The organism is Sporosalibacterium faouarense, assembly GCF_016765695.1.
Lineage (GTDB): Bacteria > Bacillota > Clostridia > Tissierellales > VENL01 > Sporosalibacterium > Sporosalibacterium faouarense.
Genome location: NZ_JAETGO010000093.1, coordinates 70,614 through 92,079, shown reverse-complemented (window position 1 = coordinate 92,079; position 21,466 = coordinate 70,614). Strand labels below are relative to the sequence as shown.

Genomic DNA, 21,466 nt, shown 5'->3' with positions numbered 1-21,466 from the left:
TCAAGGCAGGATAATCAAGGAACAATAGCGTATTATTTATATAACGGACATGGAGATGTAGTAAATCTTATTTCAACAGATGAAACTATTCTAAATGAATATGATTTCAGCATATATGGAGTAGGCACGCAAACAGAAGAAGGAATATTCAACCCCTTTAGATATGCAGGAGAGTATTATGACAAAGAAAGTGGACTGTATTACCTAAGAGCAAGAATATACAAATGCTAGGACTGGTGAAAAGATATATAGGCATATTTTAACTGACTCAAGGGGAAGTTTCATTGAGAAACCACATTATAGACCTTACCCAAAACAAATAAAGTAAGGAGAATTTAAATGAATATTCGTGAAGGTATATTGGATTCTTTAGCTGATGGAGGCGAGAGTATAATTCAAATAGAAGAATATTTGATCTTTTTAGGGATACATTCTTTTAGATACGATATAATAAATGAATTAAAAACATTGTTAAGGCAAAATAAGATTTATATAGAATATCCTCCTTCAGCAAAAGGTATAAATGAAATTAAGCTAGATAGTATTAAAGAGTATTGGTTTGAATTAACTGAAGCTGGTCGTGCAGAGTGGGAGAATATAGAAGTATGATGAATTATTTACAAATGATAAAGAATAAACTTCAATTAAACAAAGGACATTTATGGAAACCCACTGTGTTTTAGAAACAATATCATTAAAATAAAAAGGTAGTGTTAAAGAAAATTAAAATGAGTGCAGAAAATATATTAGCGATGGTGAATGATATTTTAACCATTGCTTTTTTTTTGGAAGGGCTACCTAATACCGAATGATTCCAATGCCATTACTAAAACAAAGATAACCTATGAAAACCCTATACAATATATTTATAACATCAAGTATACACACATATTGAATTTTATCATATAAATTACTTTATTCAGTATCACTTCTCATTTTAATATGTTAAGTTACCATCACTTCTTTAATATTTTCTTTATCTTTGTTTTTCTTCTGTCTATGGAATTTAAAATAAAAGCATAAAAATTAAATATTTTCGAAATAATACTATCTTTTATTACGACCTTTAAAGCGAAGGGAGTAATTATAAAAAAGAGACAGTAGTAGACAGCAATGGTACAACCAGCTACTTCTATGATGATTTAGGAAGGTTAGAAAAATCAGAAGAACTAAATAGCATAATCAAAGAATATATTTGTGAATCTAACAATAATATGACGTTACGAACTATTAAAAAGGATGACCTAGTACAAACATTTTCAGAATAATGAAAGTTAGAGACGTTGGTAACGATTGTTGAAAAAAGATGCTACTGACATTAGCAACCTAGATAATTAATTATAATTCCATTTAATAACCGAAAAGAACCGAGTTTAAGCTTCATAGCTTAAGCTCAGTTCTTTATTATAGAACCTTTATTATTTCTAAAAATAAGGTTTCACACACTAAACCTTACAGATATTCCTTTAACCACTCAATAGCTCTTTCAACCATGCTTGTAGTCTTATAATGATCTAATCTTTCGGTTTCAATTAATTTAAGCATTTGTGGGAACTCCTTGTATGAATCAGATACCTTTTCAAAGAATCCTCTTTGAAGCTGGATAGGAACGGAAGTATCACTATCACCATGAAGCATAAGTATAGGTCTTTGGTGAAGCTTGTCTTGATTTGTAACTGAGTCATATTCAGCTAATTTCTTAGCATTAGCTGTATCTTCATTGAGATTACCCATCTTTCTCCATAGTTTATCAATCGCTAGCCAATCACATGAACCGTTAAAGATAACTTCACATTTTATATTAGTATTATGTACGAAAATACCTGCAGCACTTATACCCCCCATAGAGTTACCCATAACAGCAATTCTATCAGGGTCAGTATTATGATCTGAAATGATATTTTCTATTATACCCTTAGATTCTTTTACATTCTGAAGTATGATTTTCCAGATATATTTTTCAAGCATACCTTCAGCATCGTAGTCGATTGGATTTCTCTCTCCGTGGTGCAGTGCATCAGGAAGGATTACTTGGTACCCATAGCAGGCAAATGTAGCTCCCATAAATCTCTGAAACTCTTTACTAGAATGCCATCCGTGATAATATAACACAGTTGGCAATAAACCTGTTGCTCCTTTAGGCTTTATTTTCAAACAAGGGATATCATTTACTTCAATTCTTTCTGTTGTAACGAATTCACTTTCGTGCTTAAAAATAGACCATGACATTTAATATCCACTCCTTTTAGTAAAAACATCTTTAATTCGAAAATAGATAATTTCTTCAAAAGTTAATTTTAAAGTTTATTTATTTTCTATTACTAGATAATAACATATTAAATATTGAAAATCAAAGTAGAATTGTAAAATAAAGGATGACTTTTGTATAAGTTGAATGCTAAAATATAGAAAAATCAATCTGGAGTTGTAAATATGAAAAGGCCTTTTCTTTTTTTAACTATACCTTTAATCCTTGGTATATGCATATCATATAAATTAAAAATTCCTGAAATAGCAATTATACTTTTAGTTCTAGTTATAATTATAGTTTTGACTATGAGTATTGCAAAAGGTAATAAAAAACACTTTAATCTTTCTTTATTTATTGCAATGATTTTGCTAGGGTGTTTTGTAACTAATTATCAAATGAACAAGAGTAATTTGGTAAAATTCAACAATGAAGATATTAAGGTTGAAGGGATCATCAAGGAAGTTGTATCAACCAGTGAAGAATCTTCAAAGTATATTTGCGAAGTAAATAAAGCAGATTACGAGAATAAGAATTATAAAATAAATGAGAAACTACTAGTATATGTTTGGGGAAGTCATAAATTTCATTCTGGAGATAACATTAGCATAAAAGGAACTATAGAAATTCCTGATGAAAATACTAATCCTGGACTTTTCGATTATAGACTATATTTGCAAACAAATAACATCTTCACTTCAATGTATATTAATGACTATGACCTTTATATTGACTCACAGGGTAACCTGTCCTTTTCACAAAAGACTGCATTAAAATTTAAAGGGAAAATAGAGAAATTGTTTGATACAGTCCTTAAAGAACATCATAGTTCATTTATGAAGGCAATGCTTCTTGGAGATTCTAAATATCTTGATGAAGCAACACAAAATACATATAGAGAATTAGGACTAGCCCATGTGATGGCAGTATCTGGTTTGCATATAGGGATAATTTCCCTTTTCCTAATATATGCTTTGACCTTTATGGGTGTAAATAGAAGAATAGCAATATTTATAACTGTATTATTTATATGGTTTTATGGTTATCTAATAGGATTCCCTCCTTCAGTTTTAAGGGCTTCAATTATGTTTAGCTTTTTAATGCTGGCTAATATAATATATAGAAGATATGATGCATTAAATCTAATCTTTCTTGCTGCCTTTATCCTTTTAATATATAATCCTTTATGGGTCTTTAGTGTAGGATTCCAGTTATCATTTTTGGCAACTATGTCATTAGTACTATTCACTACAAGAATAGAAGCTATCTTATCTAGATGGAATAAGGATTTAGGGAATAAACTATCTCCATTAATTGCAGTGCAAATAGGAATAATACCAATTATGGCCTTCCATTTTAATAATATTTCTATAATATCAATAATAACTAATTTAGTTATAGTCCCTATCATTTCAATTGCTCTAATATTAGGGTTTATTATGGTGATAATTTCTCTCATAAGCCTTAAATTTGTTCAAGTTATTTTGTTATTTTCAGGGGTTATCCTAGGGGCATTACTACAAATAATAGATGGATTTGCTTATGTTTTCCACTCTATTCCGTTCATAAATGTAAGTATATCATCACCGCATATTATAGATATAATCGTTTTTTATTTGTTAATATTTATAGTACTTAAAATTGTAAAAATACAATTCTTTGCTGATATGTTAAAATATAAAGTTAATAGAAGAATTTTAATATTTTTATATGTGATGGTTATAGTTTGTGGACTAAATGTGATGATTGACAAGAATAGAGTAGTAATAGAATTTATTGATGTGGGACAAGGTGACTCATCCTTACTAAGAATAAAGGGTAAGAATTTTTTAATAGATACTGGAGGAACTCCCTTTAGTGACTATGATATTGGAGAAAATGTAATAGTGCCTTATCTTAAAAAAGAAGGGATTAGAAAACTAGATGGTGTATTTATTACTCATTTTGATGCAGATCACTGTGAAGGATATCCAGCCATAGCCAAGGAGATAAGAATTGATAATTTGTTTATCGGTTATAAAAGTATAGACAATAATTTATATAATAAGATTTGTAAAGTTAATAAAGAAGAAGGTATTAATACTACAATACTTAATAGAGGTAATAGAATTAAGATAGATAAGTATATAGAATTTTTAGTATTGCATCCATTATCAATTAATGATTATCAAGGTGAAGAGAATAATCTATCCCTTACTTTAATTTTAAAAATATATGATAAGAAAATTCTTTTTACTGGTGATATAGAAGAATCAGTAGAAAAGGAACTGGTAAAATCATCTTCTAACATAGATATTGATATTTTGAAAGTACCCCATCATGGTAGCAAAACTTCATCTACAGAAGATTTTATTGATTCATTTGATCCAGAGGTGGCGATTATCCAAGTGGGAGAGAATAATTTTGGTCATCCAAATGAAAAGGTTCTATCTAGATATAAATCAAGAAATGTTCAAATCAAGAGAAATGATTTAGACGGAATGGTGAAGGCTATAATTAATAAAAAAGGATATAGAATAGAAACCTATCTGCCAACGAGAATAGATATAATTACATTGTTGAATAAATATCATTTACAATTTCTATTTAGTTTGATACTTTTATCTATATACATATATAATTTAAATGATACTAAGGATGGATTTATAAATAAAATAGGCGGTGAAGATTTTGAGTTATGAAGCTATGTTAAAAGATATAAAGAATATGAATTTAAAGAAAGTATATCTTTGTTACGGCAGTGAGGATTACTTAAAGGATTGGATAGTAAAAGAGATAAAAAGAGTATTTGTAGATGAAGCTTTTGAAACCCTTAATTATGTTCATTTTGATGGTAAAGAAGTAGGGGCAGATAGTATAGTAAATGCATGTGAAACCTTACCCTTTATGTCAGATAAAAAAATTGTTGTAGTTGAAGACAGTCCCTTGTTTTCATCAGGAAAAGGTGGAAATAGTAGTGACGAAGAGCAAATAAAGGATTATCTCGATAAGTTAAATGATTCAACTTCTTTAATCTTTATAATTAAGGGAGAAAGTATAGATAAGAGAAAAAAGCTAGTTAAGTCTATTAAAAAAGAAGGAATGATAGTTGAGTTAAATAGAATTAAAGGCAATGACTTAAATAAATGGATTGAAAAGAACTTTAGAAAGAATAATAAAAAAATATTATCAAATGATATATATTATTTTGCTCAAGCTGTAGGGTATCTTGAGTATAATAGTGATAAAACCCTTTATGATGTTGAAAACGAAATCGTAAAGATCTGTAACTATGTAGGAGATAGGCAGCAGATAACAAAGGATGATATTGATAATTGCTTATCAAAAACCCTTCAAAATAATCTTTTTAAATTATTAGATGCTATGGGGAAAAAGCAGCCTAATATTGGATTATCTGTATTAAATGAGATGGTTTTAAATAATGAACCTATTCAAAAGATCACTTATATGATTATTAGACAGTTCAGATTGCTGTTTATGGCTAAATTATACACTGAGCAAGGCTATGCCCCTAGAGATGTAACAAAAAAGCTAGGCGTTCATCCTTATGCTGCAGAAAAGATAATAAATCAAGCTAGAAATTTTAGTAGCAAGGAATTAGAGGTTATAGTAGCAAAATGCTTAGAAATAGATTTAAATATTAAGAAGGGGAAAATAGATAATAAACTGGCAGTTGAATCTCTTATAATAGAAGTATGTCAATTTAAATAATGAAATTTTAGCAAATAAAAAAAGCACACCTAGTGTGCTTTGATTTTTGCCAAATTATATAGCGTTGTTTAATCTCTTAGCTAGTCTACTTACCTTTCTAGAAGCAGCTTTCTTGTCCACTGTTCCTCTAGCAGCAGCTTTATCAAGCTTTCTTTCAATAGCTCTGATTAATTCCTTCGCTGTATCAATATCATTATTTTCTAAAGCAACATTAAACTTATTTATATAAGTCTTTATTTCAGTCTTTCTTCTTTTATTGATAGCAGTCTTAGTTTTTATAACATCAATTCTCTTTTTTGCTGATTTTATATTAGCCAATAGGTTCACCCCCTTCAATGCGATTAACAAAAGAAATTTTACCATAAACAATAACAAAATGCAAGACAATTATACATTTCTTTTATTCCCTTGTACTAATAAAAATATACAATTATCCTTAAAACTAAAACCTAAAGTATAATTACTATTATTTGAGCCACCCTATATTTATAAAAGTATGGAGGTGTTCAAATGTTTCAAGTAAGAACTGATTTAGCTGTTGAAGTTAAAGAATTATATAAAGAGCGAACTAATCAGGAAATTCCAGGAGTAGAAGTTGAAAGAGATGAACAAGAAGATTATACGATTACTAGAGTTAAAGTAGTAGATGAATACGGTTCAACAAAGATGAATAAACCTAAGGGAACTTACATAACAATAGATGCTCCTTCCCTAAAAAAGGCTGACCAAGACTTGAAAGATGAGATGAGTAAGGTTTTGGCTAAAGAATTAAGGGGATTAGGAAAATTCGATAAATCTACCAAAACTTTAATAGTTGGATTAGGAAACTGGAATGTTACCCCAGACGCTTTAGGACCAAAGGTCGTTGACAAAGTACTGGTTACTAGACATTTTTTTAAGGCATATAATAAAACAGAAGATGAATCTATGGCTCAGGTTTCTGCCATAGCACCTGGAGTTATGGGTCTTACAGGAATTGAAACAAGTGAAATTATTAAAGGTATTGTTGAGAAAACTAAGCCAGATGTGGTTATAGCAGTAGATGCCTTAGCATCTAGGAAAATGGAGAGGGTTAGTTCTACTATTCAAATATCTGATGTTGGTATAAGTCCTGGATCTGGAGTTGGAAATAGCAGGAAGGCTTTAAATAAGGACTATTTAGGAGTTCCTGTTTTTGCTATAGGTATTCCAATGGTCGTTGATGCTGCAACTATGGTAAATGATACTATTGAATTGATTATAGGAGCCCTAAAGGATCAAGCAACAGTTGGAGGTCAATTCTATAGTATGCTTGAGGAGATGGAGAGTCATGAAAAGCATACATTGATTAAACAAGTTTTGACTCCATCTATGCCAAATGTAATGGTAACTCCTAAGGAGATAGATGATTTAATAAATGACCTTTCATTAGTTGTAGCTAATGGATTGAATATTTCTTTACACCCAGGCATAGACTTAAAGGATGTTAACAGATTTATAAATTAGACAAAAAAATAAGTTTTCATATAGCCCTTAATCATCAAAGGGCTATTTTTTTATCATATTAGCTCTTCCAAAAGAATATAATTTGATATACAGATATGTCTTAATACATATATAACTTTGACTGAAGTTTTGAAAAGGAAGAGGAGTGTTAACATGCCCACACAAAGATTTAATAATAATAAGATATATTATCTTGTAATTGGGATTTTATGTATAATGATTTTATTTCTAAGTATCAAGCTTATTAGTAAAATATTTAATAATAATGAAGGAGACACGGAAAATAAAAGTGTAATAGAAAAGCAAGATTATGAGAGGGCAGTTACTGCCTTTTTAAATATTGATGGTAGTAAAAAAGAAATAAAGTCAAATAATAATCAACAGCCTGTTTCTCAAGGGAATACTTTAAATAATGAAAAAAATTTAAATTGTAATATAGACAACTTCTTTCTTAGAGTGTTATTAAACTCTAATTCCTATATGAAATTAGCCTATGATGTTGAAAATCATGGAACTAAAAATATTAATATTTTAATGCCAGAAGTAATGAAGTTAACTAAGAAAATAGAGCCTTTAGAATATTTAAGAAGTCAATTCCCAGCTATAATCAGCATGGTTGATGCAAGAAAAGAGGCAGATAATAGTCAGTACACCTATAATTCTGGAGACAATCAAACTGACAATGTTGCAAATACTTCTAATTCAAATAATGATAAGTTTATAGACTATATTATTGATGGGAGCAATAGGAGCGAGAACTCTGGTGATAGAGAAAATACTAAAGATACTAATGGCGATGGTATAACCTCGCCAGAAGAACACGCTGAGGCTGGAGATGGAATATACATCTATGAACAAAGTCTTGAGCAAGCTGGAATTGATTTATCGAACTTTACCACAACTGTTAATGCTTCTGAAATAGCATCATTAATAAAGGTTAAGCCTATTTCTGTAGATGAAAAAAAGCCCTATGTGTTGATTTATCATACCCATGGTACAGAGGCATATTTTCCTAATAACAAAAAAGTTTTTTACTCAACAGATTTAAAGGATAATGTTACAAATATTGGAGAAATAGTAACTGCAGAATTAAATAGTAATGGTCACGATACTAAGCATGTAACTAAGTATCATGATGTTGAGTCATTTAATGACTCTTATACAAAATCATTGGCTACAGCTAAAAGTGAGCTTAAAAAAGAAGAAAATCTTAAAGTGATATTTGATATTCATAGAGATGGTGTAGATCCTAATACAGCTGATATGAATGAAGCATATAGAAGATTTAAAACAGAGATAAATGGTAAACAGGTGGCAACATTTACAATGGTAATTGGTCCCGATAACCCTAATTTTAATGAAATATTAAAATTTGCCCAATATATAAAAGCTGTATCTGATGTAATGTATCCAGGTTTGTGTAGGGGAATTATTCAGAAAAATTATGGGAAATTTAATCAATATATTAGTGATCATGCAGCTTTGATTGAGGTCGGCAGCAACATAAACTCTGTTGAAGAGGCTGAGGCAACTGGAAAGCTAATTGGAGATGTATTAAATAATGTAATTGAAGGAATGAAAAAATAGTATAAATGGAATTATATAATTAAAGAGGCTTTAAATCTAAGCTTCTTTTTTTTTAGAGCAAAAAGTGGTATAATATTTCTTAGTTTTACTAGGCTGGAGGAGATAAGATGGATAAGAAAGAAGCATGGGATTGGATAAAGAGTATAGGTTTAGCACTTATTATTGCAGTATTGATTAAAACCTTTCTACTAAATACAACTTATGTGTTAGGAAGCTCAATGTACCCTACTTTACACGAAAAAGATAGACTGTTTACTAATAAGGTTGGTTATTATATAGGAGAGCCTAAAAGAGGAGATATAATAGTACTGAAAGCTCCAGATGACCCTGAGAAGGATTATATTAAAAGAGTTGTAGGTTTAGCAGGCGACAAGGTTGAGATAACAGATGGAAAAGTATATGTAAACGGAGAAGAATTAAAAGAAAAATATCTTACAGAAGGGTCATATACCTACACAGAAGCTACTTCTAAATGGGATGTGCCAGAAGAATATATATTTGTAATGGGTGATAATAGAAATAAGAGAGCTAGCAATGATAGTAGATCCTTTGGAAGTATTCCGATAGATACAGTAAAAGGAAAGGCTTTTTTCAGATATTATCCCTTTGGAGATAGATTTGGCTCATTGTATAAATAAGTATACATTGGTCTAGATGTGTCAATAATAATCCTGGTGATGAAAATGGGTACTAGGGTTCAAAAATATAAAGAAAAAGAACAGAGAAAAAAAGAATTTAGACATAGAAGCTTAATATTATTGCTTTTATTAGTGGCTTTTATAGGGGGGTTAAGTATCGTTGACCAATCCTTTCAGGGTATGATGGGAAATTCTGAAGGGAAGCTTTTCAGTTATGAATGTATTAATGAGGTCCATGAAATCCAACTATTTGGAAATACTTATGATATTAAGCAAGATAAGATAGACAATACGATTAGCAATGGGAAAAAAATTTTTCTAAATACCTTAGATGGTATAGGGAAATCCTTTAATAAAATAAAAGAAAATTTAGGAGAACTAAAGGATATTTTTTAACTTTAATATATAAGACAGTTCATTAGTGGAATACTAATAGCTGTCTTATATTTTTATAGATACATATTTTCTTTGAACAAATTCGTTAATGTGTTATAATTGATAAAGATTACTTCCATTTGGAGGAGGATATATATGAGTAAAGAAAGACAAAGTAGAGTAAGAAACTTTTCAATAATAGCCCATATTGATCATGGGAAATCTACTTTAGCAGACAGATTAATAGAGAAAACTGGACTGTTAACCCAGAGAGAGATGAAGGAGCAGATCCTTGATAATATGGATCTTGAGAGAGAAAGAGGAATAACAATAAAGCTGCAAACTATAAGGCTTATTTATAAGGCTAAGGATGGAAAAGAGTACATACTTAATCTGATTGATACACCAGGTCATGTAGACTTTAACTACGAAGTTTCTAGAAGTCTTGCAGCATGTGAAGGTGCATTATTAGTAGTAGATGCAGCTCAAGGTGTTGAAGCTCAAACCTTAGCCAATGTATATTTAGCTATTGAACAGGATTTGGAAATCGTACCTGTAATTAATAAAATAGACCTTCCTAGTGCTAGACCTGATGAAGTAAAGCAGGAAGTTGAAGATGTTATAGGACTTGAATGTGATGATGCACCATTAATTTCAGCCAAGGATGGTCTTAATATTGAGGAAGTACTAGAAAATATAGTAGAAAAAGTGCCAGCACCTCAAGGAGATAACGATAATCCATTAAAAGCTCTAATATTTGACTCTTATTATGATAGTTATAAGGGAGTTATAGCTTATGTTAGAGTTGTAGAAGGAGTTGTTAAGCCTGGTACAATGATTAAAATGATGGCTACAAATAAGCAGTTTGAGGTAACAGAGGTAGGAGTTATGGCTCCAGCCCATCTTCCAGTTGACCAACTAAATGCTGGTGATGTTGGATACGTAACTGCTAGTATGAAAAATGTTAGGGATGCAAGGGTAGGAGATACTATTACCTATGCAAAAAATCCAACTGATTCGCCATTACCAGGATATAAAAAGGTAGTACCAATGGTTTACTGCGGTATTTATCCAGGTGAAGGAGAAGAATTTAACAATGTTAGAGATGCATTAGAAAAGCTTCAAGTGAATGATGCTTCTTTAGTATTTGAACCAGAGACTTCAGTAGCTCTAGGATTTGGTTTTAGGTGTGGTTTCTTAGGATTACTTCATATGGAGATTATTCAGGAGAGGTTAGAAAGGGAATTTGACCTAAATATTATAACTACAGCTCCGAGTGTTATATACAATGTTATGAAAACCGATGGGAAGCAAATAACCATTCAAAATCCTACTAATTTACCTGATGAATCTGAAATAGAGTACATGGAAGAGCCTATAGTTGATTTAAATATAATGTCACCTACAGACTATGTAGGAGTAATTATGGATTTATGTCAGAATAAAAGAGGTATTTTTAAGAATATGGAATATCTTGAAGAAACCAGGGTTTCAATACATTATGAAATGCCGTTAAATGAAGTTATTTATGATTTCTTTGATGCACTTAAATCTAAAACTAGAGGATATGCTTCTATGGATTATGAACTTAAAGGCTATAAGAGATCTGAGCTTGTTAAAATGGATATTTTGATAAACAAAGAACTAATAGATGCTTTCTCATTAATTGTTCATGAAGAAAAGGCGTATGAACGAGGCAGAATAATAGTTGAAAAGTTGAAAGATGTTATACCGAGACATCAGTTTGCAGTTCCTATCCAAGCAACTTTAGGATCGAAGATTATTGCAAGAGAAACGGTAAGAGCTCTTAAAAAAGATGTTCTTGCAAAATGCTATGGTGGAGATATAACAAGAAAGAAGAAACTTTTAGAAAAGCAAAAAGAAGGAAAGAAGAGAATGAGACAGTTTGGAAGTGTAGAGGTTCCTCAAGAAGCTTTCCTTACAGTGCTTAAGTATGATGAGAGCAAATAAAACTTGAAAAGTTGACTTTAATCCAGATGAGGGGATATATCCCCTAACTGGATTTTATTTATATGGAGTATCTGATGAGGTTTCTGAAAGTAATGGGATTTCATTTTGCATTTTCATATAATGTTTAGCTTTCGGTGAGGAGGTAAAGATGAAAGATTTAGCTATTTATATTCATATACCTTTCTGTTATAGTAAATGCTACTATTGTGATTTTTGTTCTTATCCCAATAGATATGATATAAGAGATAAGTATATTGATTATTTAAAAAGAGAGATTGATATATATGCAAGAAAGATTAGCAGTCATCATAATGTAAAAACCATATTTATAGGAGGAGGCACTCCTTCATATATTGAGGGTAGATATATGAAGGAATTGCTTAATCATATATACAAGAAATTTGATGTATCTAATCTAGAAGAAGTTACTATAGAATCCAATCCTAAAACTCTAGATGAGGAAAAGCTTAAAATATATAAAGAGTCTGGTATTAATAGAATTAGTTTAGGGCTACAAACAATGAATGATAGTTTACTTAAAGAAATTGGACGCATTCATACAAGTAAAGATTTTTTAGAAACCTTCGAGCTAGTTAGGAAGCAAGGCTTTGACAATGTAAATGCAGATATTATGTTTAACCTTCCAAATCAAAAAGTAAAGGATGTTGAGGATTCCCTTATTAAGATAATTGATTTAGGAATAGAGCATATATCATTTTATAGTCTCAAGGTTGAAGAAGGAACTCCTTTTCATAAGAGAAATGAGAAGGGGAATTTAAATTTACCTAGTGAAGATACTGAAAGAGAAATGTATCATCATGGCATAAATATTCTAGAAGAAAACGGATACAAACACTATGAAATATCAAATTTCGCTAAGAAAGGCTTTCAATGTCAACATAATTTATTTTATTGGAAACTAAAGCCGTATATTGGACTGGGAATGGCAGCTCACTCAAATATAAACAGTGAAAGATATGGTAATGTAATAGACTTTAAAGAATATTTTACTTCCATAGATAATGGTAATCTTCCCATAGATCTTGAAAATAAAGAAATTATTGATAGAGAGATGGAAATGGCGGAATATATGATTTTGGGATTAAGACTATTAGATGGAATCAATAAATTGCAATTTTATAATAGATTTGGTGTGACACTAGAAAATACAATAGGGAGTAGTGTATTGAGCAAATTAGAGAAACAAGGTCTTTTAATAGTAGGTAATCAAAATATTAAATTAACTAGAAGAGGGGCAGATTTATCAAATCAAGTTTTTATGGAGCTTTTACCATAAAAGCAAGTAGTATAGCCAATGATAAGGTGACAGCAAATAAATTTAAGTAAAAATTTGTTTAAAAGGTGTTGACAAATTTTTATATCAATGATATTTTTAATTCATAAGTGTTAGCACTCATTAAGATAGAGTGCTAATAAAAAATGTATGTTGTTGGATGGTTGAATTATTTTGAGGTGATATGATGAAGCTAAATGATAGGAAGCTTAAAATCTTGCAGGCAATCATTCATAGTTATATAACAAGTGCTGAGCCAGTTGGATCAAGGGCAATTTCCAAGAAGTATGAGCTTGGAGTAAGTCCAGCAACCATAAGAAATGAAATGGCTGATTTAGAAGAGTTAGGATTTTTAACACAGCCTTATACTTCAGCTGGAAGAATACCTTCAGATAAAGCATATAGACTTTATGTTAATGGATTGCTTCAAAGGGAAAGAAAAATTATGAAAGAGAAAGAAGGCATGAAGAAGCTTTTAGCTCAGGAAATAGGTGAGATAGAGAAGCTTTTACAGAATTCTGCTAAAATATTATCTAAAATTACAAATTATACATCCCTTGCAATAGCACCTCAGGTTAAGGAAAGTAAGCTAAAGCATATACAACTAGTTCCTGTGGATGAAACTAAAATACTAGTGGTTATTGTAACAGAGTCTGGTTTAGTTAAAAATGCAATACTTAGAGTAGATAATAATTTAACTACAAATCATTTGAATAGGATTTCTAATTTCTTAAATTCAAAGCTTAAAGGACATAATATAGCAAATTTAAGAAATGAAATTGAAGACAATCTTATTAAAGAGATGTATAAATTTAAGAATACTATTGATAGTATTATTCCATTGGTAAATCAAACTTTAGATTCTCATAAAGGTGATAGTCTATATTCTGAGGGAGTCACTAACATTTTTGATTTTCCAGAATATAGTGATATAGAAAAGGCCAAAGCATTCTTATCTTTTATAGAAAACAGAGATTCAGTATTAGATATGCTAATAAATACTGGATTTAATGATATAGAGATAAGAATAGGAGAAGAGAATAATTACGAGGAAATTAAGGATTGTAGTTTGATAACTGCTACTTATAGGTTTAATGGAAAAACAATAGGAAAGATAGGAGTTATTGGACCTACTCGTATGGAGTATTCTAAGGTCATTTCTGTTGTTAGATCTTTAGCACTAGTTTTAAGTGAAATAGCCGATGGTGATAAATATAAGATTTATTTAAAATAGCATATTGGGTAAAGGTGTAAGATACCATCTTACACCTATGTAACGTGCTAATAAAACAATAATTTAGATGTATGAGAGGTGAAAGCATGAGTAGGAAAAAAAATATAAAAAAAGAAAATGAAGAGTATGTTGATTCCTCTAAAGAGAACAATAATTCAGAAGAAGTAAATGGTGAATCAAATCTGAATGAAGAAGAAATTGATAGCAACTTAGATGCTACTAAAGAAGAATTAGAAGAAGATTCAGAAGATAACTACGAGGAATTATATAATCAAAAACTTAAGGAAATTGAGGACTTAAACAATAGTTATCTAAGGTTAAAGGCGGACTTTACTAATTATAAGAATAGAGTCCAAAAGGAAAAAGAAGCTATTTATGCCTATGCTGCTGAAGAAATAATTACAGAGCTTTTAGGTGTTATAGATAATTTTGAAAGGGCATTAGATTCAGTCGATGAAGGTCAAAAAGAAAGTAGCTTATATCAAGGGGTTGAGATGATATATAATCAGTTGATGTTAGCACTTACTAAGGCTGGATTAAATGAAATAGATGCCTTAAATCAAAAATTTGATCCAAATCTTCATCATGGAGTGGCTCAAGAAGAATCAGGTGACCACGATGAAGATACAATATTGGAGATTTTCCAAAAAGGATATAAGTTAAAAGAAAAAGTTATAAGACCAAGCATGGTAAAAATATCAAAGTAATTAATACATAAGGAGGAATGAAAAAATGAGTAAAATCATAGGAATTGACTTAGGTACAACCAATTCATGTGTTGCAGTTATGGAAGGTGGAGAACCAACAGTTATAACTAATGCAGAAGGTAATAGAACAACTCCTTCAATAGTTGCTTTTACGAAGGATGGAGAAAGATTAGTTGGAGAAACTGCAAAAAGACAGGCGGTTACTAACCCAGATAAAACAGTTACTTCTATTAAAAGACATATGGGAACAGATCATACTGAGAAAATTGATGGAAAGGCACACACTCCACAGGATATATCTGCAATGATTCTACAAAAATTAAAAACAGATGCAGAAAACTACTTAGGTGAGAAGGTTACAGATGCAGTTATAACTGTACCTGCATATTTCACAGATAGTCAAAGACAAGCAACAAAGGATGCAGGTAAGATTGCAGGGTTGAATGTTAGAAGAATAATCAATGAGCCAACTGCTGCATCATTAGCTTATGGCTTAGATAAAGACGAAGAACATCATAAAATTATGGTTTTCGACCTTGGTGGAGGAACATTTGACGTTTCAGTCCTAGATCTAGGAGATGGAGTATTTGAAGTTATTGCTACTAATGGAGATAACCACTTAGGTGGAGATGACTTTGACAAAGTATTAATTGATTATTTAGCTGATGAATTTAAGAAGGAAAATGGTGTTGATTTAAGAAATGATAAAATGTCTCTTCAAAGATTAAAAGAGGCAGCTGAGAAAGCAAAGAAAGAGTTATCAAGTACAATGACTACAAATGTAAATTTACCATTTATAACAGCTACACAAGAGGGACCAAAGCACTTAAATGTTGATATTTCAAGAGCAAAATTTGAAGAGTTATCATCAAGTCTAGTTGAAAGAACTATGGGACCAACTAAGAAAGCTTTACAGGATGCAGGATTGAGTTCTTCAGATATAGAAAAAGTTATCCTTGTAGGTGGTTCAACTAGAATACCTGCTGTACAAGAAGCAGTTAAGAAATTAACTGGTAAGGATCCTCATAAGGGAGTAAACCCTGACGAATGTGTTGCTTTAGGAGCGGCTATTCAAGCAGGTGTACTAAGTGGAGAGGTTAAAGACCTATTATTATTAGACGTAACTCCTTTATCATTAGGTATTGAAACTTTAGGTGGAGTATTCACTAAGCTTATAGAGAGAAATACTACAATACCAGCTAAGAAGAGTCAAATATTCTCAACTGCTGCAGACAATCAAACAGCCGTTGATATCCATGTACTACAAGGTGAAAGACAAATGGCAAATGGTAACAGTACATTAGGTAGATTCCAACTTACAGGAATACCACCAGCTCCTAGAGGAGTACCTCAAATCGAAGTTACCTTTGATATAGATGCTAATGGTATAGTTAATGTTTCTGCTAAGGATATGGGAACAGGTAAAGAGCAGAAGATAACTATAACTGCTTCAACAAATCTATCAGATGATGAGATTGAAAAGAAAGTAAAAGAAGCAGAAATGCACGCAGAAGAAGATAAGAAGAAGAAAGAATCAATTGAAGTTAGAAACAATGCTGATTCTATGGTATATCAAACAGAAAAAACTATGAAAGAGCTTGAGGACAAGATTAGCGATGATGAAAAGTCTAAAGTTCAAGCTAAGCTAGATGAGTTGAAGAAAGCATTAGAAGGCGAAGATGGAGATATAGAAGATATTAAAAAGAAAACTGAAGAATTGACTAATGAATTCCATACATTGTCACAAAAAATGTATCAGCAAGCTCAAGAACAACAAGCTCAACAAGGAGCTGAACAAGGGAAACAACAAGATGATGATGTTGTGGATGCTGAATATGAAGAAGTGGATGAGGACGAAGAATAATATCACCAAAGCTAAATCCTTTGGATTTAGCTTTGCTTTTTTAGCTGAAAGGTGGTGAAACGTATGAGTAAAAGAGATTATTATGAAATATTAGGTGTAGACAAGAATGCAAGTGAGGATGAATTGAAAAGGGCATATAGAAAGCTGGCTAAGAAATATCATCCTGATTTAAATCCAGACGATGAAGAAGCTGAACAAAAGTTTAAAGAAGCTAATGAAGCATACGAAGTATTAAGAGATGCAGATAAAAGGGCTAAATATGATAGATTTGGACATGAAGGAGTAAATGGACAAGGTGGCTTTGGCGGCTTTGGTCAAAACTTCGGAGGTGGTGGCTTTGGAGATATCTTTGATGACATCTTTGATATGTTTGGAGGAGGCTTTTCTGGTGGCGGACGCAGGAAAAGTGGTCCTAAGAAAGGTGCCGACTTAAAGTATAGAGTCCATATTGAATTTGAAGAAGCTGCTTTTGGAGTAGAGAAAGAAATTAAAGTTAAGAGAACAGAAGACTGTTCTACATGTAATGGAAGTGGAGCAAAGCCTGGAACCAACAAATCCACTTGTGACAAATGTAGTGGAACTGGAGAGGTTAAGTATGCTCAACAAACCCCATTTGGACAATTTGTGAGAGTTGGCACATGTGACAAATGTAATGGAACAGGTGAAATAATAGAAGAGCCATGTGCTAAATGTCACGGAACTGGTAAAGAACAAAAAGTTAAGAAAATAAAGGTTAAAATACCTGCCGGTGTAGATACTGGATCAGTTATTCCACTAAGAGGTGAAGGAGAACCTGGAGAAAAAGGTGGTCCTAGAGGAGACTTATATATCTACATTGAAGTTAAACCTCATGAGATTTTCGATAGAGATGGCAATAATATTATATGTGAATTCTCCATCAGCTTTGCCCAAGCGGCTCTAGGAGCAGAAGTTCAAGTACCTACACTAGAAGGTAAGGTTAAGTATGACATTCCTGCTGGAACTCAATCTGGGACAGTATTTAGATTGAAGAATAAGGGTATTACTAATATAAGAGGGTATGGTAAAGGAGATCAATACGTTAAGATAAACGTAGTTGTTCCTGAAAAATTAAATGACAAACAGAAGGAACTTTTAAGGGAATTTGCTAAAGAATCAGGCGAAGAGTCCCATGAACATAAAAAAGGCTTTTTCGGTAAAGTAAAAGATGCCTTAGGTGGCTAGATATAAGACTTCAAACAATCACTCCATTATTTTGGAGTGATTGTTATTTAATGGATGAATAACTGGTTTTTTTTATTTGATTAGGGTATAATAATTTGAGAGTTGTAAAGGTGAAGGGATGTGTAAAGCGTGAAGTGGATTGAGGTTCAAGTAAAAACTACTACCGAAGCCGTAGAAGTTGTGTCAAATATCTTTTATGAAGTAGGGGTAGGGGGATTAGTAATTGAGGATCCCAATGATATTAGAATGCAGATGAAAACTGAACAGGATTGGGACTATGTTGATCCTAGTCTTTTAGACAATGTTTTTGAAGGTGTTATAGTAAAAGGATACTTTCCTCAAAGTGAGGATTTAATAGATAAAGTAGAGTTAATTAGACAGAATGTAGAAAAAATCCCTCAATATAACTTGGATAAAGGACTTGGAGAGGTAACAACTACAGAGGTTTATGAAGAAGATTGGGCTCATGGCTGGAAAAAATATTATAAGCCGAAGAAAATAGGTAAGAAAACGATTATAAAACCTTCTTGGGAAGAATATTCAATTAGTGATGATGAAATTCTTATTGAACTTGATCCTGGTATGGCATTTGGTACAGGAACCCACGAAACTACAATAATGTGTTTAGAGCAATTAGAAAACACTATTGGAAGCAATAATCAAGTGATCGATGTAGGTTGCGGGACAGGTATTTTATCAATAGGTGCTGCTAAATATGGTGCAAATAAGGTTATTGGAGTAGATCTAGATGAAGTATCAGTTAAAGTATCAAATGAAAATGTTATAGCGAATAATGTTAATGAAATCGTTGAGATAAGACATGGAAATCTTTTAGATGTTGTAGATGAAAAGGCTGATGTTATTGTTGCTAATATTATTGCTGAGGTCATTGTGGTTTTAGTTGAAGACATTCCTAAATTTTTAAATAAAAATGGAGTTTTTATTTCATCAGGTATAATATTGGAAAAGATTGATATGGTTAAAGAAGCGCTAGACAAGCAAAATCTTGAGGTAGTTGATACAATTATCATGGGAGAATGGGCGTGTATCGTATCAAGATTCAAGGAAGGAAATAAAAATGCATAGATTTTTTATTGATAGTGATAATGTTCACGAAAGTCAAGTTGTAATAACAGGTGATGATGTCAAGCATATTAAGAATGTTCTCAGGCTCAATGTGGGAGATAAAATCATGGTATGCGATGGAGAAAGCAACGATTACTTAATAGAAATTGAAAATATAGAATCTAACCAAGTTATTGGTAAGATAATCAATAAGGAAAGGTCAAAAGGAGAGCCTCCTATTGATGTGGTACTATATCAGGGATTACCTAAGTCTACAAAGATGGATTTAATAATTCAAAAAGCTACTGAGCTTGGTGTGAAAAGAATAGTTCCTGTTATTACAGAACGAACTGTTGTAAAAATAGATAACCCTAAAAAAGAAAATAAGAAGCTAGAGAGATGGAATAGAATCGCTTTAGAAGCATCAAAGCAGTGTAAAAGAGGACAAATTCCTAATGTTGAAGGTGTTATAAATTTTAAAGAGATGGTGGAAGAAATTAAAGAGGATTTCGTTATTGTTCCCTATGAAAATGAAATAAAAATTGGAACAAAAGAGATTTTAAGCAAGTTTAATGATAAAACTATTAGTATAGTAATTGGCCCAGAGGGTGGTTTTGAGGAAGAAGAAATAGAGAAGTTAAAGGAAATTGGAGCAAATATTATTACTTTAGGACCGAGAATCTTAAGAACCGAAACAGCAGGTTTTACTACTATGGCGATTGTGATGTATGAGCTAGGAGATTTAGGAGTGATATAGATGAAAACTGTAGCTTTCTACACATTGGGATGTAAGGTTAATCAGTATGAGACACAGGCAATGTCAGAACTGTTTCAAAAAAATGGATATGAAGTAGTAGATCCTTCTGAAAGAGCAGACGTCTATGTAATAAATACTTGTACAGTGACTAATCTAGGTGATAGAAAATCTAGACAATTTATTAGGAGGTCTAAGAAAAAAAATCAAGATGCGATTATAGGCGTTGTAGGTTGCTACTCTCAGATCTCTCCAAATGAAGTACTAGAAATTGAAGGTGTAGATATTATCCTGGGAACAAAGGATAGAAGTAAAATTGTAGAATTGTGTGAAAAAGTTAGGGAAGAACACAAGAAGATTAATCTAGTTGAAGATATTATGCAGGTTAGAGAATTTGAAGAATTGGCCATAGAAGAGGTTAAAGGAAAAACTAGAGCAAATTTAAAAATTCAAGAAGGCTGTAATCAATATTGTTCATATTGTATTATTCCCTATGCAAGAGGACTAATAAGAAGTAGGAAATTAGAAAATATTATAGCTGAAGTTAAGAAACTTGCTAAGAATGGGTTCAAAGAAATAGTTTTAACAGGTATCCACGTTGCTTCTTATGGAAAGGACCTAGGAGAAATCAGATTAATTGACGTGCTAGAAGCTATTCATGGTATAGATGGTATAGAGAGGATAAGACTTAGTTCATTAGAGCCTACTCTAGTAACTGAGGAATTTATGACTAGGTTAACTAAGCTTAGTAAAGTGTGTGACCACTTCCATTTATCATTACAAAGTGGTTGTGATTCTGTTTTGAAAAGAATGAATAGGAAATATACAACTGGGGAATACAAAGAGATAGTGAATATTATTAGGAAATATATGCCTAATGTTGCTATTACTACCGATATAATCGTAGGATTTCCAGGGGAGACAGAAGAAGAGTTTAAAAAAACCTATGAATTTGTTAAAGATATAAAATTCACTAAAATTCATGTTTTTAAATATTCACCTAGGACAGGTACGCCTGCCGCAAAATATAAAAATCAGATTGATGGAAATATTAAGAATGAGAGAAGTCATGTGCTTATAGAATTAGGCGAGAGGCTAACCAATGAATTTATTAGTAATTTAATAGGTGAAACTGTAGAAGTACTTTTCGAAGATAATAGTAATGATGAAAAAGGATATATAGAAGGTTATACCACTAACTATATCAAAACCTTAGCTAAGGGCGATGATAGAGAAAAAGAAACCATACAGAAAGTTAAGGTAAATGGAGTAGATGACGAAAATATACTAGGTGAAATAATTAAATAGAGGAATTAATAATTTTTTGTTG

At 31.5% G+C, this 21,466-nt stretch carries 19 protein-coding genes; 17 read left to right on the top strand and 2 right to left on the bottom strand.

The genetic code is table 11. The annotated features are described in order from the left end of the window. Both JMO20_RS18390 and JMO20_RS18385 read left to right on the top strand, forming a co-directional pair. On the top strand, window positions 1–231 hold a 231-nt coding region (locus tag JMO20_RS18390), incomplete at its 5' end, for an RHS repeat-associated core domain-containing protein (protein ID WP_279380183.1). A 108-nt stretch (window positions 232–339) separates the two neighbouring features. Continuing rightward, complete coding sequence (locus tag JMO20_RS18385) at window positions 340–609, top strand: hypothetical protein (protein WP_202711182.1); 270 nt, start codon at window positions 340–342, stop codon at window positions 607–609. A gap of 843 nt (window positions 610–1,452) precedes the next feature. Here JMO20_RS18385 and JMO20_RS18380 read toward each other — a convergent pair. Continuing rightward, a complete protein-coding gene (locus JMO20_RS18380; protein ID WP_202711180.1) occupies window positions 1,453–2,229 on the bottom strand; it encodes an alpha/beta fold hydrolase in 777 nt (258 codons plus the stop codon). Between the two features lie 204 nt (window positions 2,230–2,433). On the opposite strand from JMO20_RS18380, the gene JMO20_RS18375 reads away from it, so the two are divergent. Together JMO20_RS18375 and holA are read left to right on the top strand one after the other, a co-directional pair. Further along, window positions 2,434–4,929, top strand: a complete 2,496-nt coding sequence (locus tag JMO20_RS18375) for a DNA internalization-related competence protein ComEC/Rec2 (RefSeq protein WP_202711179.1) — start codon at window positions 2,434–2,436, stop codon at window positions 4,927–4,929. Further along, window positions 4,919–5,959: a DNA polymerase III subunit delta gene (gene holA / locus JMO20_RS18370; RefSeq protein WP_202711177.1), complete on the top strand. Its 1,041-nt coding sequence runs from the start codon at window positions 4,919–4,921 to the stop codon at window positions 5,957–5,959. The genes JMO20_RS18375 and holA overlap by 11 nt, the downstream gene beginning before the upstream one ends. Window positions 5,960–6,013: 54 nt before the next feature. Here the strand turns inward: holA and rpsT are convergent, their stop codons facing one another. Then, window positions 6,014–6,277, bottom strand: coding sequence for a 30S ribosomal protein S20 (gene rpsT / locus JMO20_RS18365; protein ID WP_202711176.1), 264 nt, complete (start codon window positions 6,275–6,277; stop codon window positions 6,014–6,016). A gap of 192 nt (window positions 6,278–6,469) precedes the next feature. Here rpsT and gpr point away from each other — a divergent pair, with 192 nt between their 5' ends. The 13 genes from gpr (at window position 6,470) to mtaB (ending at window position 21,444) form a co-directional block, all read left to right on the top strand. Then, the gene (gene gpr / locus JMO20_RS18360; RefSeq protein ID WP_202711175.1) at window positions 6,470–7,444 is read left to right on the top strand and encodes a GPR endopeptidase; all 975 of its coding nucleotides are present in this window, start codon (window positions 6,470–6,472) and stop codon (window positions 7,442–7,444) included. A 153-nt stretch (window positions 7,445–7,597) separates the two neighbouring features. Further along, complete coding sequence (gene spoIIP / locus JMO20_RS18355; protein ID WP_202711173.1) at window positions 7,598–9,031, top strand: stage II sporulation protein P; 1,434 nt, start codon at window positions 7,598–7,600, stop codon at window positions 9,029–9,031. Window positions 9,032–9,138: 107 nt separating this feature from the next. Further along, the gene (lepB, locus tag JMO20_RS18350) at window positions 9,139–9,669 is read left to right on the top strand and encodes a signal peptidase I (RefSeq protein ID WP_202711171.1); all 531 of its coding nucleotides are present in this window, start codon (window positions 9,139–9,141) and stop codon (window positions 9,667–9,669) included. A gap of 45 nt (window positions 9,670–9,714) precedes the next feature. Continuing rightward, the gene (locus JMO20_RS18345; protein ID WP_202711170.1) at window positions 9,715–10,065 is read left to right on the top strand and encodes a hypothetical protein; all 351 of its coding nucleotides are present in this window, start codon (window positions 9,715–9,717) and stop codon (window positions 10,063–10,065) included. A 135-nt stretch (window positions 10,066–10,200) separates the two neighbouring features. Next, window positions 10,201–12,015, top strand: coding sequence for a translation elongation factor 4 (gene lepA, locus JMO20_RS18340; protein WP_202711169.1), 1,815 nt, complete (start codon window positions 10,201–10,203; stop codon window positions 12,013–12,015). Between the two features lie 148 nt (window positions 12,016–12,163). After that, window positions 12,164–13,312, top strand: a complete 1,149-nt coding sequence (gene hemW, locus JMO20_RS18335; protein ID WP_202711168.1) for a radical SAM family heme chaperone HemW — start codon at window positions 12,164–12,166, stop codon at window positions 13,310–13,312. 184 nt (window positions 13,313–13,496) lie between these two features. After that, on the top strand, window positions 13,497–14,543 hold the full coding sequence (hrcA, locus tag JMO20_RS18330) for a heat-inducible transcriptional repressor HrcA (protein ID WP_202711167.1): 1,047 nt from the start codon (window positions 13,497–13,499) through the stop codon (window positions 14,541–14,543). An 86-nt stretch (window positions 14,544–14,629) separates the two neighbouring features. Continuing rightward, window positions 14,630–15,250 carry a nucleotide exchange factor GrpE gene (gene grpE / locus JMO20_RS18325; protein WP_202711166.1) on the top strand — a complete coding sequence of 207 codons (621 nt, stop codon included), beginning with the start codon at window positions 14,630–14,632 and terminating at the stop codon, window positions 15,248–15,250. A 25-nt stretch (window positions 15,251–15,275) separates the two neighbouring features. Continuing rightward, window positions 15,276–17,114 carry a molecular chaperone DnaK gene (gene dnaK / locus JMO20_RS18320; RefSeq protein WP_202711165.1) on the top strand — a complete coding sequence of 613 codons (1,839 nt, stop codon included), beginning with the start codon at window positions 15,276–15,278 and terminating at the stop codon, window positions 17,112–17,114. 63 nt (window positions 17,115–17,177) lie between these two features. Then, window positions 17,178–18,317 (top strand): molecular chaperone DnaJ, encoded by a 1,140-nt coding sequence (gene dnaJ, locus JMO20_RS18315; RefSeq protein WP_202711164.1) that lies wholly within the window; start codon window positions 17,178–17,180, stop codon window positions 18,315–18,317. Window positions 18,318–18,446: 129 nt separating this feature from the next. Further along, window positions 18,447–19,403, top strand: a complete 957-nt coding sequence (gene prmA, locus JMO20_RS18310) for a 50S ribosomal protein L11 methyltransferase (RefSeq protein ID WP_202711163.1) — start codon at window positions 18,447–18,449, stop codon at window positions 19,401–19,403. Next, a complete protein-coding gene (locus JMO20_RS18305; RefSeq protein WP_202711162.1) occupies window positions 19,396–20,139 on the top strand; it encodes a 16S rRNA (uracil(1498)-N(3))-methyltransferase in 744 nt (247 codons plus the stop codon). Before prmA ends, JMO20_RS18305 begins: the two co-directional genes overlap by 8 nt. Continuing rightward, window positions 20,140–21,444, top strand: a complete 1,305-nt coding sequence (gene mtaB, locus JMO20_RS18300; RefSeq protein ID WP_202711161.1) for a tRNA (N(6)-L-threonylcarbamoyladenosine(37)-C(2))-methylthiotransferase MtaB — start codon at window positions 20,140–20,142, stop codon at window positions 21,442–21,444. The last annotated feature ends 22 nt before the right edge of the window (window positions 21,445–21,466 follow it).

Coding starts and splice junctions, on each gene's coding strand:
- dnaK (WP_202711165.1), top strand. CDS start 15,276: ATGAGTAAAATCATAGGAATTGACTTAGGTACAACCAATTCATGTGTT.
- JMO20_RS18375 (WP_202711179.1), top strand. CDS start 2,434: ATGAAAAGGCCTTTTCTTTTTTTAACTATACCTTTAATCCTTGGTATA.
- grpE (WP_202711166.1), top strand. CDS start 14,630: ATGAGTAGGAAAAAAAATATAAAAAAAGAAAATGAAGAGTATGTTGAT.
- lepA (WP_202711169.1), top strand. CDS start 10,201: ATGAGTAAAGAAAGACAAAGTAGAGTAAGAAACTTTTCAATAATAGCC.
- dnaJ (WP_202711164.1), top strand. CDS start 17,178: ATGAGTAAAAGAGATTATTATGAAATATTAGGTGTAGACAAGAATGCA.
- hemW (WP_202711168.1), top strand. CDS start 12,164: ATGAAAGATTTAGCTATTTATATTCATATACCTTTCTGTTATAGTAAA.
- JMO20_RS18305 (WP_202711162.1), top strand. CDS start 19,396: ATGCATAGATTTTTTATTGATAGTGATAATGTTCACGAAAGTCAAGTT.
- JMO20_RS18380 (WP_202711180.1), bottom strand. CDS start 2,229: ATGTCATGGTCTATTTTTAAGCACGAAAGTGAATTCGTTACAACAGAA.
- gpr (WP_202711175.1), top strand. CDS start 6,470: ATGTTTCAAGTAAGAACTGATTTAGCTGTTGAAGTTAAAGAATTATAT.
- lepB (WP_202711171.1), top strand. CDS start 9,139: ATGGATAAGAAAGAAGCATGGGATTGGATAAAGAGTATAGGTTTAGCA.
- mtaB (WP_202711161.1), top strand. CDS start 20,140: ATGAAAACTGTAGCTTTCTACACATTGGGATGTAAGGTTAATCAGTAT.
- spoIIP (WP_202711173.1), top strand. CDS start 7,598: ATGCCCACACAAAGATTTAATAATAATAAGATATATTATCTTGTAATT.
- JMO20_RS18345 (WP_202711170.1), top strand. CDS start 9,715: ATGGGTACTAGGGTTCAAAAATATAAAGAAAAAGAACAGAGAAAAAAA.
- hrcA (WP_202711167.1), top strand. CDS start 13,497: ATGAAGCTAAATGATAGGAAGCTTAAAATCTTGCAGGCAATCATTCAT.
- JMO20_RS18385 (WP_202711182.1), top strand. CDS start 340: ATGAATATTCGTGAAGGTATATTGGATTCTTTAGCTGATGGAGGCGAG.